We start from the raw sequence: 16850 nt of genomic DNA, 5'->3' as shown, positions 1-16850 counted from the left end.
GGCCTTATCCGATAAGTTTTGCATCCACCCAGGAAGCTACACCCTGCAACGCATGGGGGAGTTTCTCCGGCTGATTGCCGCCTGCTTGTGCCAAGTCTGGTTTACCACCACCTCTGCCTCCCACCTGGGCGGCAACGAAATTCACCAAGTCACCGGCCTTGATCCGGTTCGTCAGATCGGGCGTGACAGCCGCGATCAGTGCGACTTTCCCTTCCTGCACACTGCCCAGCACCAAGGCACAGGAATGCATCTTGTCCCGCAGTTTATCGGCCAATTCCCTCAAAGCTTTAGCATCGGCGCCATCCACGCTGGCGGCCAGCAGCCTGATGCCCCGGATTTCGACGGCTTGCCCGGCCAGGTCATCCCCCTGGCTGGAGGCCAGCTTGGACTTGTAGCGATCCAGTTCCTTCTCCAGGGATTTCACCTGGTCCTGGATATGGGCGATACGCACGGCCACTTCGGCGGGCTGGGCCTTGAGCCGGTCGGCGGCTTCCAGCAGGGTATCCTCCAGGCGCTGGACCTGGGACACGGCACCCATGCCCGTCACCGCCTCCAGCCGGCGCACGCCGGCGGCCACGCCGCTCTCGGCCAGGACCTTGAACAGGCCGATGTCGCCGGTACGGGCCACGTGGGTACCACCACACAATTCCCGGCTGGTGCCGATGTCCAGCACCCGCACCTCGTCACCATATTTTTCACCGAACAGCATCATGGCACCGGTTTTCTGGGCTTCGTCGATGGGCATGACCCGGGCCTGGGTGGCGGCATTGGCAATGATCTCCGCGTTCACCAGGGTCTCCACGCGGCGGATTTCCTGCGCCGTCATGGGCTGGGTGTGGGCGAAGTCGAAGCGGGTCTTGTCCGCGTCCACCTGGGAGCCCTTCTGCTGCACGTGCTCGCCCAGCACTTCCCGCAGGGCCTTGTGCATGAGGTGGGTGGCGGAGTGGTTGCGCATGGTGGCCTGGCGCAGGGCCAGGTCCACCCGGGCGGAAACGGCATCGCCCACCGCCAGCTTGCCGGTCCTGAGCACGCCGTGGTGGCCGAACACGCTGGCCTGGATTTTCTGGGTGTCTTCCACGGCAAAGATGCCGTTGCCCCCACGCAGCTCGCCCCGGTCTCCCACCTGGCCGCCGGACTCGGCGTAGAAAGGGGTGTGGTCCAGCACCACCACGCCCAGGTCGCCCTCATGCAGTTCGTGCACCGGGCTGCCGTCCTTGTACAGGGCCTGCACCGTGGCGGCGTGCTCAAGGGTGTCGTAGCCGTGGAAGGTGGTGGCCGTGCCTGCGTATTCCAGGTTCAGGGCCATCCGGAACTTGCCGGCGGCCCGGGCCTGTTCCTTCTGGTGGGCCATGGCGGCGTTGAAGGCGGCCTCGTCCACAGCCACGTTCCGTTCCCGGCAGATGTCGGCGGTGAGGTCCAGGGGGAAGCCGTAGGTGTCGTGGAGCTTGAAGGCGGTCTGGCCGTTGAACACCGTGACGCCGGTCTTCGCCATCTCGGCCAGTTCGGCCTCCAGGATGGCCATGCCGTGCTCGATGGTGGCGAAGAAGCGTTCCTCTTCCTGGCGCAGGGTGTCCATGATCCGGGCCTGGCTGGCGGCCAGCTCGGGGTAGGCCTCGCCCATCTCATCCGCCAGGTCCGGCACCATGCGGTGGAAGAAGGCGGCCCGGGCCCCCAGCTTCCAGCCGTGCCGGATTGCCCGGCGGATGATGCGGCGCAGGACGTAGCCCCTGCCCTCGTTGCCGGGGATGACGCCGTCGGCGATGAGGAAGGCGCAGGCACGGATGTGGTCCGCCAGCACCTTGAGGCTGGGGCTGTCCATATCCGTATTGCTGGCCTCCCGGGCGGCGGCCCGGATCAGGGCCTGGAAGAGGTCTATCTCGTAGTTGGAGTGCACGCCCTGGAGCACGGCGGAAATGCGCTCCAGGCCCATGCCGGTATCCACGCTGGGCTTGGGCAGGGGGTGCATGACGCCTGCCTCGTCCCGGTTGAACTGCATGAACACGTTGTTCCAGATCTCGATGTAGCGGTCGCCGTCTTCCTCGGGGGAGCCGGGCAGACCGCCCCAGATGTGTTCACCATGATCGTAAAAAATCTCGGTGCAGGGGCCGCAGGGGCCCGTTTCGCCCATCATCCAGAAGTTGTCGGAGGCGTAGCGGGTGCCCTTGTTGTCGCCGATGCGGATGACGCGGTCCGCCGGCACGCCCACCTCCTTCGTCCAGATGTCGTAGGCCTCGTCGTCCTCGGCGTAGACCGTGACGTAGAGCCGGTCCTTGGGCAGCTTGAACACCTCGGTGAGCAGTTCCCAGGCGTAGGCGATGGCGTCCTTCTTGAAGTAGTCGCCGAAGCTGAAGTTTCCCAGCATCTCGAAGAAGGTGTGGTGTCGGGCGGTGTAGCCCACGTTCTCCAGGTCGTTGTGCTTGCCGCCGGCCCGCACACACTTCTGGGAAGTGGCGGCCCGGGTATAGGGACGCTTGTCGAAGCCCAGGAACACGTCCTTGAACTGGTTCATGCCTGCGTTGGTGAACAGCAGGGTGGGATCGCCGTGGGGCACCAGGGAAGACGAGGCCACAACGGCGTGGCCCTTGGAGGCGAAAAAATCTAAAAACTGGCGGCGTATCTCGCTGCTTTTCATGGTTTTGGCTTGCAAATCAAGGACTCGCCTGATTGTAGCGGCGAAAACCCGCAAGTGGTGGGGAACTCAGAGGCGTTTGTAGATCAGGTCCCAGACGCCATGGCCCAATCGCACGCCCCGCTGTTCGAACTTGGTCAGGGGGCGGTATTCAGGGCGGGGGGCGTAGCCTTGGGCCGTGTTGGCCAGGGTCGGGTCGGCGCTGAGCACGTCCAGCATCTGTTGGGCGTAGTCCGACCAGTCCGTAGCCAGGTGCAGGTAGCCGCCGGGCTTGAGCTTGCGCGCCAGCCGGGCCACGAAGTCCGGCTGGATCAGGCGGCGCTTGTGGTGGCGCTTCTTGTGCCAGGGGTCCGGAAAGAAGATGTGCACGCCGTCCAGGCTGGCGTCCGGCAGCATGTGCTCCAGCACCTCCACGGCGTCGTGCTGGACGATGCGCAGGTTGGTGAGGCCCAGCTCGCCGATGCTTTTCAGCAGGGCCCCCACGCCGGGTGTGTGGACCTCCACGCCCAGGTAGTCGGTTTCCGGGTGGGCCTGGGCGATGGCGGCCGTGGCCGTGCCCATGCCGAAGCCGATCTCCAGCACCTTGGGGGCCTCGCGGCCGAAGGCGGCGTTCAGGTCCAGGGGGGCGGCCGAATAGGGGATGAGAAAGCGGGGCCCCAGTTCCTCCAAGGCCCGCATCTGGCCCGTGCCCATGCGGCCGGCCCGCAGCACGAAGGAGCGGATGCTGCGGCGCTGGGTATGGGCCTCTCTGTTGTCCGGCAGGGATTCGCTCACGGTTCAGGCGGTGATCAGGCCGGTGGTGGGGGAGGAGGGGCTGGCCTGGTAGACCTTCCTGGGCATGCGTCCGGCCAGGAAAGCCTCCCGTCCTGCTTCCACCGCCTTCCTCATGGCGGAGGCCATGAGCACCGGGTTCCGGGCGCCGGCGATGGCAGTGTTCATGAGCACGGCGTCGCAGCCCAGTTCCATGGCGATGGCGGCGTCCGAGGCGGTGCCCACCCCGGCGTCCACGATTACCGGCACCGTCAGGCGGTCGATGATGATCTGCAGATTCCAGGGGTTGAGGATGCCCATGCCGGAGCCGATGAGGGAGGCCAGGGGCATGACGGCCACGCAGCCGATGTCTTCCAGCCTCTTGGCGACGATGGGGTCGTCCGAGGTGTAGACCATGATTTTGAAGCCGTCCTTTACCAGCACCTCTGCGGCATGCAGGGTCTCTGTGACGTTGGGGTAGAGGCTCTGGGGGTCCCCCAGGACTTCAAGTTTCACCAGGTCGTGGCCATCCAGCAGTTCCCTGGCCAGGCGCAAGGTGCGGATGGCGTCTTCCGCCGTGTAGCACCCGGCAGTGTTGGGCAGGTAGGTGAACTGGCTGGGGGGCACGGCATCCAGCAGGTTGGGCTGGTTCGGGTCCTGGCCGATGTTGGTGCGGCGGATGGCCACGGTGACGATCTGGGCGCCGGAGGCGTCGATGGCCGCCCGGGTCTCGTTGAAGTCCTTGTATTTTCCGGTGCCCACCAGCAGGCGGGAGGAATAGGTCTTGCCGGCAATGACGAGTGAATCCATGGTGTCTCGAACTTCTGTAAAGAGGAAAAGGGGCGTGTTAGCCGCCGCCCACGGCAACGACGATTTCCAGGCTGTCGCCATCGTCGGCCATGACCTGGGCATGCTGGCTTTTGGGCACGATCTCGCCGTTCTTCTCCACGGCCAACCGTTTGCCGGTCAACGCCAGCGTAGCCAGCAGATCGGCGATGGAAAGGGGGGCGGGAAACGGGCGGGGTTCGCCGTTGACTTTCAGAGTGATCACGATAAGGGGGTATGAAGGAAGGCCGCGAATGACGGCAGATCAAGTACAATCCGGGCCCGCAAGTTTACAACGCGGGTGTAGTTCAATGGTAGAACGGCAGCTTCCCAAGCTGCATACGTGGGTTCGATTCCCATCACCCGCTCCACTCATTTTTTTCCCGCTCGATCCCATGTCCGACATTCAAGATGCCCTTGATGTGATCAAGCGCGGTTGCGACGAGTTGCTGGTCGAAGCCGAGCTGATCGAAAAGCTCAAGACCGGCCGCCCCCTCAGGGTGAAGGCAGGCTTCGACCCCACCGCGCCCGACCTGCACCTGGGGCACACGGTGCTGCTCAACAAGATGCGCCAGTTGCAGGAACTGGGCCACCAGGCCGTGTTCCTCATCGGTGACTTCACCGGCATGATCGGCGACCCCACGGGCAAGAACACCACACGGCCGCCTTTGACTGCGGAGCAGGTGGAAGAGAATGCCCGCACCTACCAGGCCCAGGTGTTCAAGATACTGGACCCGCAAAAGACCGAGGTGGAGTTCAACTCCCGCTGGATGGGGGGCATGAATGCGGCGGACATGATCAAGCTGGCCGCCACCCACACGGTGGCGCGCATGCTGGAGCGGGACGACTTTTCCAAGCGCTACGGCGCCAACCAGCCCATCGCCATCCACGAGTTTCTCTATCCCCTCATCCAGGGCTACGACTCCGTGGCCTTGCAGGCGGACCTGGAGTTGGGTGGCACGGACCAGAAGTTCAACCTGCTCATGGGCCGGGAACTGCAGAAGCACTTTGGACAGAAGCCCCAGTGCATCCTCACCATGCCCTTGTTGGAAGGGCTGGATGGCATCAACAAGATGTCCAAGTCCATGGGTAACTATGTAGGTATCACCGAACCGCCCAACGAGCAGTTCGGCAAGCTCATGTCCGTGTCCGACACCCTGATGTGGCGCTACATCGAGCTGCTGTCCTTCGAGCCTCTATCCGTCATACGACAGTGGAAGCGGGAGGTGGACGAGGGGCGCAATCCCCGCGACATCAAGGTGATGTTCGCCCAGGAAATCGTTGCCCGATTCCATGACCGGCCCACTGCGGTGGCGGCCTTGTTGGACTTCGAGGCCCGCTTCAGACAGGGTGCGTTGCCAGACGACATGGCCGAAATTCAACTGGAAGCACCGGAGTCCGGTTTGCCAATCACCCAGTTGCTGAAGGCCGCGGGCCTGGTGCCCAGCACTTCGGAGGCCATGCGCAGCATCGCCGGCGGCGGCGTGAAGCTGGATGGCGCCAAGGTGGAAGACAAGGGTTTTGTGCTGCGGAAAGGCGTGACAGTGGTGGCCCAGGTGGGCAAGCGGCGCTTTGCCCGCGTGACTTTGGTGTGACTAACTTGCTGATGCGGCAGGGATTACAGGGCCCGGTGAAAAAAAGTTGAAATAAACGCTTGACCGGCTTTTTCAGGTCTCTATAATGCCGGTCTCTCGTCGCTGCCAACAAAGCAGAAAACGACGAAAAACGCAGTAAAAACAGTTCTTTAAAAACATACTTACAGCCTTAAGGTGTGAGCATTGGGTTGGGAGATTTACCTGTTTAGGTGGGTAGATTGAAGCGAAAGTAAAACCTGATGCTTACACGAAGTCAGTTAATTTCTGAAGAGTGATAAGCGGTCTATTTAGGTAGACGAACTTAGAGTAACAAGATTGAACTGAAGAGTTTGATCCTGGCTCAGATTGAACGCTGGCGGCATGCTTTACACATGCAAGTCGAACGGCAGCGGGTCCTTCGGGATGCCGGCGAGTGGCGAACGGGTGAGTAATGCATCGGAACGTACCCAGACGTGGGGGATAACTACGCGAAAGCGTAGCTAATACCGCATACGCCCTGAGGGGGAAAGCGGGGGATCTTCGGACCTCGCGCGATTGGAGCGGCCGATGTCGGATTAGCTAGTTGGTGGGGTAAAGGCCTACCAAGGCGACGATCCGTAGCTGGTCTGAGAGGATGATCAGCCACACTGGGACTGAGACACGGCCCAGACTCCTACGGGAGGCAGCAGTGGGGAATTTTGGACAATGGGCGCAAGCCTGATCCAGCCATGCCGCGTGCGGGAAGAAGGCCTTCGGGTTGTAAACCGCTTTCGGACGGGAAGAAATCGCATGGGCTAATACCCTGTTCGGATGACGGTACCACCAGAAGAAGCACCGGCTAACTACGTGCCAGCAGCCGCGGTAATACGTAGGGTGCGAGCGTTAATCGGAATTACTGGGCGTAAAGCGTGCGCAGGCGGTTTCTTAAGCAAGATGTGAAATCCCCGAGCTTAACTTGGGAACTGCATTTTGAACTGGGAGACTAGAGTGTGTCAGAGGGGGGTGGAATTCCACGTGTAGCAGTGAAATGCGTAGAGATGTGGAGGAATACCGATGGCGAAGGCAGCCCCCTGGGCCTGTACTGACGCTCATGCACGAAAGCGTGGGGAGCAAACAGGATTAGATACCCTGGTAGTCCACGCCCTAAACGATGTCAACTGGTTGTTGGGAGAGCAATCTCTTAGTAACGAAGCTAACGCGTGAAGTTGACCGCCTGGGGAGTACGGCCGCAAGGTTAAAACTCAAAGGAATTGACGGGGACCCGCACAAGCGGTGGATGATGTGGATTAATTCGATGCAACGCGAAAAACCTTACCTACCCTTGACATGCCAGGAATCCCTGAGAGATTGGGGAGTGCCCGAAAGGGAATCTGGACACAGGTGCTGCATGGCTGTCGTCAGCTCGTGTCGTGAGATGTTGGGTTAAGTCCCGCAACGAGCGCAACCCTTATCATTAGTTGCTACGCAAGGGCACTCTAATGAGACTGCCGGTGACAAACCGGAGGAAGGTGGGGATGACGTCAAGTCATCATGGCCCTTATGGGTAGGGCTTCACACGTCATACAATGGTCGGTACAGAGGGTTGCCAACCCGCGAGGGGGAGCCAATCCCAGAAAACCGATCGTAGTCCGGATCGCAGTCTGCAACTCGACTGCGTGAAGTCGGAATCGCTAGTAATCGCGGATCAGCATGTCGCGGTGAATACGTTCCCGGGCCTTGTACACACCGCCCGTCACACCATGGGAGTGGGTTGCTCCAGAAGTAGGTAGCCTAACCGCAAGGGGGGCGCTTACCACGGAGTGATTCATGACTGGGGTGAAGTCGTAACAAGGTAGCCGTATCGGAAGGTGCGGCTGGATCACCTCCTTTCTAGAGCTAGCCTGGCTCAATGCTTACACCTTAAGGTTGTGTTGTTTGAAGGCTACGGGCTTGTAGCTCAGTCGGTTAGAGCACCGTCTTGATAAGGCGGGGGTCGTTGGTTCGAATCCAACCAGGCCCACCAGACTAGAGTGGCGGCCCGAGCTGAATCGTTAAGGCGCGAGGGCCAAGCAGTGCAAGGCGCGAGAGCCCGCTGTGTGCTAGTGCACACAAGGGTTCGATCAACGTGGCAATGCGCTGGCCATCGTGGCTTAACGGGGGATTAGCTCAGCTGGGAGAGCACCTGCTTTGCAAGCAGGGGGTCAACGGTTCGATCCCGTTATCCTCCACCAAACAATACTGTCGTGAGTTGTGACCACTCGGTGTATGGCATCGAATGGTCACCGTTTACGGTGAGGCTGTGAGTTCTTTAACAAAGCGGAAGAAGAAGTTTGGTTCCTATTGATGAGATAGGAATTGAACCTGGGTTTGATTGCGTCGAGTCATGCTTTTAGTCGGGCATGGCGAGACAAACACACCTGTAGCAGTGAAGCCTCGGAAGAGGGTTCAAGGTTATAGGGTCAAGTGACTAAGTGCATGTGGTGGATGCCTTGGCGATCACAGGCGATGAAGGACGTGCGAGCCTGCGAAAAGCTCCGGGGAGCTGGCAACGAAGCTTTGATCCGGAGATGTCCGAATGGGGAAACCCACCCTTCGGGGTACTCCTGCCTGAATACATAGGGTAGGTAGAGCGAACCTGGTGAACTGAAACATCTAAGTAGCCAGAGGAAAAGAAATCAACCGAGATTCCCAAAGTAGTGGCGAGCGAAATGGGAGTAGCCTGCACGATTTAGCGGACTTGTTAAGAGAACGGATTGGAAACTCCGGCCATAGAGGGTGATAGCCCCGTATTTGAAAACAAGTTTGTGGAACTGAGCGTGCGAAAAGTAGGGCGGGACACGAGAAATCCTGTCTGAAGATGGGGGGACCATCCTCCAAGGCTAAATACTCGTGATCGACCGATAGTGAACCAGTACCGTGAGGGAAAGGCGAAAAGAACCCCGGGAGGGGAGTGAAATAGATCCTGAAACCGCATGCATACAAACAGTGGGAGCCCCAGCACAATGGGCTTTCGGTTCTTTCGAGGAGCGCGTAGCGCGACTCAAAAGAACTAAAGAAGAAATAGATTCTGATGAGTACATCGAGTGAAGGTGACTTCGGATCGCGAAGCGAGACGAAAGGCGCCCCAGCACGGTGGACTCGTCGAGAGTCCATCGTGCTGGGGTGACTGCGTACCTTTTGTATAATGGGTCAGCGACTTACGTTCAGTTGCGAGCTTAACCGAATAGGGGAGGCGCAGCGAAAGCGAGTCTGAACAGGGCGTTCAGTAGCTGGGCGTAGACCCGAAACCGGATGATCTATCCATGGCCAGGTTGAAGGTGCGGTAACACGCACTGGAGGACCGAACCCACTAGTGTTGCAAAACTAGGGGATGAGCTGTGGATAGGGGTGAAAGGCTAAACAAATCCGGAGATAGCTGGTTCTCCTCGAAAGCTATTTAGGTAGCGCCTCGTGTATCACTCTCGGGGGTAGAGCACTGTAATCGTTGGGGGGGTCGTCTAGATCTACCCCGCGATAGCAAACTCCGAATACCGAGAAGTGCGAGCACGGGAGACAGACTTGGGGTGCTAACGTCCTGAGTCAAGAGGGAAACAACCCAGACCCACAGCTAAGGTCCCAAATGACGTGCTAAGTGGTAAACGAAGTGGGAAGGCACAGACAGCCAGGAAGTTGGCTTAGAAGCAGCCATCCTTCAAAGAAAGCGTAATAGCTCACTGGTCGAGTCGTCCTGCGCGGAAGATGTAACGGGGCTAAGCACGTAACCGAAGCTTGGGATGCATACTATGTATGCGTGGTAGAGGAGCGTTCCGTAGGCCTGCGAAGGTGTCCTGTGAGGGATGCTGGAGGTATCGGAAGTGCGAATGCTGACATGAGTAGCGATAAAATGGGTGAAAGTCCCATTCGCCGGAAGCCCAAGGTTTCCTGCGCAACGTTCATCGGCGCAGGGTGAGTCGGCCCCTAAGGCGAGGCTGAGAAGCGTAGCTGATGGGAAACAGGTCAATATTCCTGTACCGCTATCCAATGCGATGGGGGGACGGAGAAAGGTAGGCCAGCCAGGTGTTGGATGTCCTGGTTTAAGCGTGTAGGCGTGCCCTCTAGGCAAATCCGGAGGGCTTAGCTGAGGCGTGATGACGAGGAACTACGGTTCCGAAGTGGTTGATCCTAAGCTTCCAAGAAAAGCCTCTAAGCTTCAGTTGGATAGTGACCGTACCGCAAACCGACACAGGTGGGCAGGGTGAGAATCCTAAGGCGCTTGAGAGAACTCTGGAGAAGGAACTCGGCAAATTGACACCGTAACTTCGGGAGAAGGTGTGCCCCGGTAGTGTGTAGATCCTCGCGGTCGAAGCACGATGGGGTTGCAGTGAAATGGTGGCTGCGACTGTTTAACAAAAACACAGCACTCTGCAAACACGAAAGTGGACGTATAGGGTGTGACGCCTGCCCGGTGCCGGAAGGTTAAGTGATGGGGTGCAAGCTCTTGATCGAAGCCCCGGTAAACGGCGGCCGTAACTATAACGGTCCTAAGGTAGCGAAATTCCTTGTCGGGTAAGTTCCGACCCGCACGAATGGCGTAACGATGGCCACACTGTCTCCTCCAGAGACTCAGCGAAATTGAAGTGTTTGTGAAGATGCAATCTCCCCGCGGCTAGACGGAAAGACCCCATGAACCTTTACTGCAGCTTTGCATTGGACTTTGACGGGACATGTGTAGGATAGGTGGGAGGCTGTGAAGCGGGAACGCTAGTTCTCGTGGAGCCAACCTTGAAATACCACCCTTGTGTCGTTGAGGTTCTAACCTGGGCCCCTTATCGGGGTCGGGGACCGTGCATGGTAGGCAGTTTGACTGGGGCGGTCTCCTCCCAAAAGGTAACGGAGGAGCACGAAGGTTGGCTAGACACGGTCGGAAATCGTGTTGATAGTGCAAGGGCATAAGCCAGCTTAACTGCGAGACCCACAAGTCGAGCAGATGCGAAAGCAGGTCCTAGTGATCCGGTGGTTCTGTATGGAAGGGCCATCGCTCAACGGATAAAAGGTACTCTGGGGATAACAGGCTGATTCCGCCCAAGAGTTCACATCGACGGCGGAGTTTGGCACCTCGATGTCGGCTCATCTCATCCTGGGGCTGTAGCCGGTCCCAAGGGTATGGCTGTTCGCCATTTAAAGAGGTACGTGAGCTGGGTTCAAAACGTCGTGAGACAGTTTGGTCCCTATCTGCCGTGGGCGCTGGAGATTTGACGGGGGCTGCTCCTAGTACGAGAGGACCGGAGTGGACGCACCTCTGGTGTACCGGTTATCACGCCAGTGGTATCGCCGGGTAGCTAAGTGCGGAAGAGATAAACGCTGAAAGCATCTAAGCGTGAAACTCGCCTGAAGATGAGATCTCCCGGAGGCTTGACCTCCTTGAAGGGTCGTCGAAGACCACGACGTTGATAGGCTGGGTGTGGAAGCGCAGCAATGCGTTAAGCTAACCAGTACTAATTGCCCGTAAGGCTTGACCCTATAACCTTGAATACACACTCAAGGGCAACCAAATCCAGGTGGGAAGAACCCCTTCCCCATCCAAACCTCTTCTTCCCTTTGCCTGAACCACCGTTCAGACCCAACTCCGTGATGCCGCATAAGCGACACCACTTCCAGTTATGTCTGGCGACCATAGCGGGGCGGTCCCACCCCTTCCCTTCCCGAACAGGACCGTGAAACGCCCCAGCGCCAATGATAGTGAGCCCCGCGCTCGCGAAAGTAGGTCATCGCCAGACTCCCCCTCAAAACGCCCACCTCCACGGTGGGCGTTCGCTTTTATGAATCTCCTCCTCCCGTTACCGCGCTGACTTGGCCAACACGGTTACGCCCAGCTGTCCCCGGGCCAGTTCTATGGACAGGTGTGCTCCAACGCTGACTTGATCTGATGTGCTGATTACCGTGCCCTGAATGGAACGCACGATGCTGTAACCCCGCTGGAGTACCTGGGTAGGACACAGCAGTTCCAGTTGAGCCTGCAAGTGCGCCACCTGACGGGCTCGAAGGATTTGCTGGTGATGCCCATGCTGATGCATTCGGCGCAGTAATTGCACCAGTTGTTGGCGATAGGGACCAGTGGTGGGCTTTATGCCAACCAGCCTGTTGGACATGTGCTCCACACGGGTGTTGGCATCAGCAATTACCCTGAGTCCGCACCGGGCAAGATGTTGAGTCAATTGCTGCAATCGCTCATGCTGATGCCGCAACTGTTCTTGAGGATGCCTCAGTCGTTTCCGTAGGTGGTCATGTTGCTGCCAGGCGACATCCAGCCGTGTACGCAATCCATGGGAGATACGACTTTTCTGGTGCCGGATGCGCTGCACCCATTCAACTTTGTCAGGTGTGGCAAATTGTGCCGCGCCGGTGGGCGTGGGTGCACGTGCGTCCGCGACGAAATCGGCAATGGTGAAATCGGTCTCGTGCCCTACACCGCAGATGATGGGGATGGCAGAAGCTCTGATGGACCGCGCCACACCTTCGTCGTTGAATGCCCACAGGTCCTCCAGGCTGCCGCCGCCGCGCACCAGCAAGAGCACGTCGGCTTCCTTTCTTGAATTGGCTTCAAGGATGGCTTGCCTGATCTGTAACGGGGCGGGACCGCCCTGTACTTGGCATGGGTAAACAATGACGGAAGCGTTGGGCCAACGCCGTTTCAGGGTCGTCATCACATCCCGCAGGGCCGCTGCCATGGGCGATGTGACTATGCCGATGGCATGTGGCATGGTGGGAAGGGCTTTCTTTCCATCCGCGGCGAAAAGACCTTCCTGCTGCAACTTGTCTTTCAGGCGCAGGAAGGCTTCATACAGGTTGCCCTGACCCGACTTGCGCATGGCTTCCACGATCAGCTGAAAATCTCCCCTGGGCTCATACAGGCTTGCCTGGGCACGGAGTTCGATCTGTTCGCCTTCTCGCACGGACCAGTCCACGAACTGGTTGCGTGTGCGGAACATGACGCAACGGGCGCTCGCCACGGCATCCTTTATGGTGAAGTACCAATGGCCTGAGGATGCCCTGGTCAAGTTGGAAACTTCGCCGCGAATCCAGCAGAGGGGCAAGTTCTTTTCCAGGGCTAACCTTGCCAAGCGATTGACTTCGCTTATGGTCAGCACATGTTGAGTCTGTTCAGGCATGGGTATGGCCATGGTTTTGTGAAAGGGAAATGCTGAGTTATCGGCACTTCTTTACCCTGTCAAGGCCAAGTTATATCCACAGGCCAAAGTGGCATTTCATAAATATTGCGTATGTCTATGATTTCTATGAGGCCCGTTCTAACCCTTTGATTTTTATATTTTGGGGGGTTGCTTAAATTTGATTCAATGGCGATAAATCCCACGGCAATGAACTATTCCGATCTCTACCCCCATTTTGTGCACAGAGTTATCCACAAATCCTGTGGATTTCTCGACGATGCTTGAGTGCACCCTCCTACAGGGACAGAATTCCGGCCCTTGCATTGACCTTTGCACCCGCCCTGGAAATCCGTGCCGATCCTGATCGAACTACCTTATCCGGATGACAGGGAGTGCTTCTTTGCCCCACTGTCTGAAATGCCGTGGGCCATGTGGCTGGATAGCGGTCAGCCTGGGATCCATGGAGGTCGCCAAGACCTGATCGCAGCCCTTCCCCGTATCGTCCTGGTTGTCAGTGGATCGGAAGTGCTCATCCAGGAAGATGGAAAGGAACGGCGTGCAAACGGAGATCCGATCAAGATCCTGGCCGCTTTTATGGAGCCGGAATCCGATGGTGTCGGGGCTGGTGGAGCCGTGGGGTATTTCGCCTATGACCTGGCTCGCAGATACGTAAAGCTTCCGTGCATCGCCCAGGATGCGGAGCGCTTGCCGGACATGGCCGTGGGCATTTATGACGGATTCGTGCACCTGGACCATGAAAAACGCCGGTGTGAGATTCGTGCCCGAGACACGGAGCCCGGCAGGCGCTGGGCCTCTCGTATGGAAAAGATCCTGTCCAGCCCTCGTTCACAAACGGCACAGGCCTTCTCGGTGGGAGGTGAACTCCGGTCCAACATGGATTCAGAAGCCTATGTCCGGGCTTTCAATGAAGTGCAAGATTTCATCCGGGCGGGGGACTGTTACCAGATCAACCTTGCGATGCGCTTTGCGGCCTCGTGTGCCGGCCATCCCTGGCCCCTGTACCTGGCCTTGCGCAAGCGAAGCCCTGCACCTTACTCGGCATGGATGAATTTCCCGTTCGCCCAGGTCCTGTCCTCTTCGCCTGAAAGTTTTCTGAGTCTGGAAGATGGCTTGGCCACGACCCGCCCCATCAAGGGGACCCGGCCCCGCCACCAGGATGCCATTGCAGATCTGCGCTTGGCTGAGGCGCTGGCCGCAAGCCCCAAGGACCGGGCAGAAAACCTGATGATCGTGGACCTGTTGCGCAACGATCTGGGCAAGGTCTGCACGCCGGGCAGCATCCAGGTACCCGAGTTGTTCCGCGTGGAGAGTTTCGCCACCGTGCACCACCTGGTCAGCACGGTGACCGGACGGCTGGCGCCGGACAAGCATGGAGCCGATCTCCTGGCGGCGGCCTTTCCCGGAGGCTCCATCACCGGCGCACCCAAGCAACGGGCCATGGAGATCATAGAGTCCCTGGAGCCCCACCGGCGCGGGATCTATTGCGGTGCCATCGGCTATTTGGGCTTTGATGGCCGGATGGAACTCAACGTCGCCATCCGAACGCTGGTTTGCAGCCATGGCGAGATAAGGTACTGGGCCGGCGGCGGCTTGGTGGCGGATTCGAATGCGGCCGCGGAATACCAGGAGTGTCTGGACAAGGGGTTGGCCATGCGGGAAGTCCTGGAGGCCTTCAAGAGCAACAATGATGCCCCCCTCGGATTCCTTAACGTCATGATTTAGTGGTATTGTTCCAACCTTTCCCGCACGGCGGCTATCGAGGCGCAAGTCTCTGCCGCCGTATGTTTTTCATGCGCGGCAGGATGTGAAATGTCCGATACCTTGATGCAAACCTATGCCCGGCTCCCGGTGGCCTTCGTAAAAGGCGAAGGGGCCTGGCTTTTTGACGAAAACGGCGAGAAATACCTGGACGCCCTGGCAGGCGTGGCCGTGAACGGCCTGGGCCATGGCCATCCAAAACTGGCCAATGCCTTGTGCGAGCAGGCCGGTCGCCTGATCCACACCTCCAACCTCTATCGCATCCTGGAGCAGGAGCGCCTGGCGGATCACCTGTGCAAGCTGTCCGGACTGGAGCGGGTGTTCTTCTGTAACTCCGGAGCCGAGGCCAACGAGGCCGCCATCAAGATCGCCCGCCTCTACGGCCACAACAAGGGCATCGAGAATCCGGCCATCGTCGTCATGGAAAAGAGCTTCCACGGCCGCACCATGGCCACTCTGTCCGCTACGGGAAACCGCAAGGTCCAGGCCGGTTTCGAGCCCCTGGTGGCAGGTTTCGTTCGGGTACCATTCGGGGATGCCGAGGCCGTGGCCCGGCTGTCCGTGCAGGCAAACATCGTGGCCGTGCTGGTGGAGCCATTCCAGGGCGAAGGCGGCGTGAATATTCCTGAGGCGGGCTATCTGTCCAGGCTGCGCGCCCTGTGCGACGCCAACGGCTGGCTGCTGATGCTGGACGAGGTGCAGACCGGCATCGGCCGCACCGGAACGTGGTTCGCCTTCCAGCACACCGACATCAAACCCGACGTCATGACCCTGGCCAAGGGACTGGGCTCCGGCGTGCCCGTCGGCGCCTGCCTGGCCCGGGGTGTAGCCGCCGAGACCTTCGTCCCTGGCAAGCACGGTTCTACTTTCGGCGGTAACCCCATGGCCTGCACCGCGGCACAGACCACGCTGAACGTCATGGCGGAAGAAGGGCTGCTGCAACATGCCGCTGACCTGGGAGCCTTCATTCGCGCCGACATGGCCAAGCGCCTGGATGGCGTGGCAGGCGTCCGGGAGATTCGGGGCCAAGGCCTGATGATCGGCATCGAACTCGATCGGCCCTGCGGCGATCTGGTGAAGAAGGCTCTGGCGGAAAAACTGCTGATCAACGTTACCAACGATACGGTGGTGCGCCTGTTGCCGCCCCTGGTCATGACCCAGGCCGATGCGGCCCTGCTGACGGAGAAACTGGCGGGCCTGATCCGCGGCTTCCTGGGGTAATGCCGATGATCCAGCGCGCGAAAGCCCCCATACAGCACTTTCTGCAGTTCAAGGACTTGGGCAGGGAGGAACTGGAATACCTGTTCCGCCGTACCCGGGTGATCAAGGAGCGCTTCAAGGTGTATCAGCCTTACCATCCCCTGGCGGACCGCACCCTGGCCATGATCTTCGAGAAGAGCTCCACCCGTACCCGTCTGTCTTTCGAAGCTGGCATGCACCAGCTGGGCGGCGCGGCCATCTACCTGAACACACGGGACACCCAGCTGGGCCGGGGCGAGCCCGTGGAGGACGCGGCCGAGGTCATCTCCCGCATGGTGGACATCGTCATGATCCGCACCTTCGAGCAGGAAATCATCGAGCGTTTCGCCGCCCATTCCCGGGTGCCCGTGGTCAACGGCCTCACCAACGAATACCACCCCTGCCAGATCCTGGCGGACGTCTTTACATTCATCGAGCACCGGGGCGACATCCGGGGCAAGACCGTGGCCTGGGTGGGGGATTCCAACAACATGTGCAACACCTGGCTGCAGGCTGCCGAGATCCTGGACTTCAACGTCCATGTCTCCACGCCGCCCGGCTATGAGGTGGAACCGGAGCGGGCGGGCCTGTTTGGTACTGACCATTTCGAGGCCTTCGCCGACCCCATGGAAGCCTGTCGCGGCGCCGACCTGGTGACCACGGACGTGTGGACCAGCATGGGCTTCGAGGCGGAGAACGCCGAGCGCATGAAGGCCTTCGCCGACTGGCAGGTGGATGCCGACATGATGCGGGCCGCCGCCAGGGAGGCGATGTTCATGCACTGCCTGCCGGCCCACCGGGGCGAGGAGGTGGCGGCCGAAGTCATCGACGGGCCCCAGAGCGTGGTGTGGGACGAGGCCGAGAATAGGCTCCATACCCAGAAGGCCTTGATGGAATACCTGTTGCTGGGCCGCATCGAGGACTGAG

General features: G+C 59.4%; 9 protein-coding genes, 3 tRNA genes and 3 rRNA genes. 10 read left to right on the top strand and 5 right to left on the bottom strand.

All coding sequences use genetic code 11. From position 1 onward, the window contains the following. Positions 1-4: 4 nt before the first annotated feature. The 4 genes from alaS to thiS form a co-directional block, all read right to left on the bottom strand. Positions 5-2632 carry an alanine--tRNA ligase gene (alaS, locus tag H6935_06560; protein ID MCP5278006.1) on the bottom strand — a complete coding sequence of 876 codons (2628 nt, stop codon included), beginning with the start codon at positions 2630-2632 and terminating at the stop codon, positions 5-7. A gap of 66 nt (positions 2633-2698) precedes the next feature. Beyond that, entirely contained in the window at positions 2699-3403 is a 705-nt protein-coding gene (gene trmB, locus H6935_06555) for a tRNA (guanosine(46)-N7)-methyltransferase TrmB (GenBank protein ID MCP5278005.1), read from the bottom strand. A 3-nt stretch (positions 3404-3406) separates the two neighbouring features. Next, positions 3407-4189 carry a thiazole synthase gene (locus H6935_06550; protein MCP5278004.1) on the bottom strand — a complete coding sequence of 261 codons (783 nt, stop codon included), beginning with the start codon at positions 4187-4189 and terminating at the stop codon, positions 3407-3409. 37 nt (positions 4190-4226) lie between these two features. After that, positions 4227-4427: a sulfur carrier protein ThiS gene (gene thiS, locus H6935_06545; GenBank protein MCP5278003.1), complete on the bottom strand. Its 201-nt coding sequence runs from the start codon at positions 4425-4427 to the stop codon at positions 4227-4229. A 74-nt stretch (positions 4428-4501) separates the two neighbouring features. Here thiS and H6935_06540 point away from each other — a divergent pair. The 7 genes from H6935_06540 to rrf all read left to right on the top strand — a co-directional run bounded on the left by H6935_06540 (position 4502) and on the right by rrf (position 11513). Beyond that, positions 4502-4575, top strand: a tRNA-Gly gene (locus tag H6935_06540). A 24-nt stretch (positions 4576-4599) separates the two neighbouring features. Further along, positions 4600-5799, top strand: coding sequence for a tyrosine--tRNA ligase (locus tag H6935_06535; GenBank protein MCP5278002.1), 1200 nt, complete (start codon positions 4600-4602; stop codon positions 5797-5799). 312 nt (positions 5800-6111) lie between these two features. Continuing rightward, positions 6112-7651 (top strand): 16S ribosomal RNA (locus H6935_06530). 52 nt (positions 7652-7703) lie between these two features. Continuing rightward, positions 7704-7780, top strand: a tRNA-Ile gene (locus H6935_06525). A gap of 132 nt (positions 7781-7912) precedes the next feature. After that, positions 7913-7988 (top strand) — tRNA-Ala (locus tag H6935_06520). Between the two features lie 219 nt (positions 7989-8207). Then, positions 8208-11264 (top strand): 23S ribosomal RNA (locus tag H6935_06515). 135 nt (positions 11265-11399) lie between these two features. Beyond that, positions 11400-11513 (top strand): 5S ribosomal RNA (gene rrf, locus H6935_06510). The 16S, 23S and 5S rRNA genes sit together here with 2 tRNA genes alongside, the layout of an rRNA operon. Positions 11514-11573: 60 nt before the next feature. Here the strand turns inward: rrf and H6935_06505 are convergent. Then, on the bottom strand, positions 11574-12917 hold the full coding sequence (locus H6935_06505) for an exodeoxyribonuclease VII large subunit (protein ID MCP5278001.1): 1344 nt from the start codon (positions 12915-12917) through the stop codon (positions 11574-11576). Between the two features lie 405 nt (positions 12918-13322). Here H6935_06505 and pabB point away from each other — a divergent pair, with 405 nt between their 5' ends. The 3 genes from pabB (at position 13323) to argF (ending at position 16849) form a co-directional block, all read left to right on the top strand. Next, positions 13323-14648, top strand: coding sequence for an aminodeoxychorismate synthase component I (pabB, locus tag H6935_06500; protein MCP5278000.1), 1326 nt, complete (start codon positions 13323-13325; stop codon positions 14646-14648). A gap of 87 nt (positions 14649-14735) precedes the next feature. Beyond that, the gene (locus H6935_06495) at positions 14736-15905 is read left to right on the top strand and encodes an aspartate aminotransferase family protein (protein MCP5277999.1); all 1170 of its coding nucleotides are present in this window, start codon (positions 14736-14738) and stop codon (positions 15903-15905) included. A 5-nt stretch (positions 15906-15910) separates the two neighbouring features. Beyond that, complete coding sequence (gene argF, locus H6935_06490) at positions 15911-16849, top strand: ornithine carbamoyltransferase (GenBank protein MCP5277998.1); 939 nt, start codon at positions 15911-15913, stop codon at positions 16847-16849. Position 16850: the final 1 nt, after the last annotated feature.

Origin of the sequence: Thiobacillus sp., assembly GCA_024235835.1 — a bacterium.
In the GTDB taxonomy this organism is placed as follows: domain Bacteria; phylum Pseudomonadota; class Gammaproteobacteria; order Burkholderiales; family Thiobacillaceae; genus PFJX01.
Note: the sequence above shows the minus strand (reverse complement) of the source record. Positions and strands in the feature narration are given on the sequence as shown.